General features: G+C 31.9%; 1 protein-coding gene. It reads right to left on the reverse strand.

What is annotated here, in order from left to right; translation table 11 throughout:
* Positions 1-218: SDR family NAD(P)-dependent oxidoreductase (locus tag KH893_RS11785; RefSeq protein WP_281166276.1), on the reverse strand; the 218-nt coding region annotated here is incomplete at its 3' end.
* Between the last annotated feature and the right edge of the window lie 274 nt (positions 219-492).

Here is a 492-nt window from a genome sequence, read left to right on the forward strand (position 1 = left end):
TTTTTAACTAATTGTTCGTTAACTGTCCTATTAGAAACATCGCCGGCAAAAGTAATTGCCGTTCCGCCGTTATTCTTAATTTCTTCAGCAACTTTATCTAATTTGGATTGTGTTCTTCCATTAATAATTACCGAATATCCGTCTTTTGACAGGCGCAGAGCGATTCCGCGGCCAATTCCCTGTCCGCCACCAGTGACGATTGCTACTTTATTTTCCATAATTCACACATCCTTTGTACGTTAATTCACAATATTATTGTACTATTTTTTTTAGAAAAAGGCTTACATTATTCACAAGACAAAAAACAGCTACTCATTATTTTGGAATAAGATAAACTTCGATCAAGTTTTTTATCCTAAATAAACTCTTTAGTTCAAAGCTTTGGTTCTTTTTTTTCAGTGACAAAATATCCAAAAAACTATGGTAATTATCTTTTCTTGAAAAATTGAATTGGTATATTTGCTGAAATTAACCTAAATATTCAAAAGCAAC

It is taken from the genome of Liquorilactobacillus sicerae (assembly GCF_029916425.1).
In the GTDB taxonomy this organism is placed as follows: Bacteria; Bacillota; Bacilli; order Lactobacillales; family Lactobacillaceae; genus Liquorilactobacillus; species Liquorilactobacillus sicerae.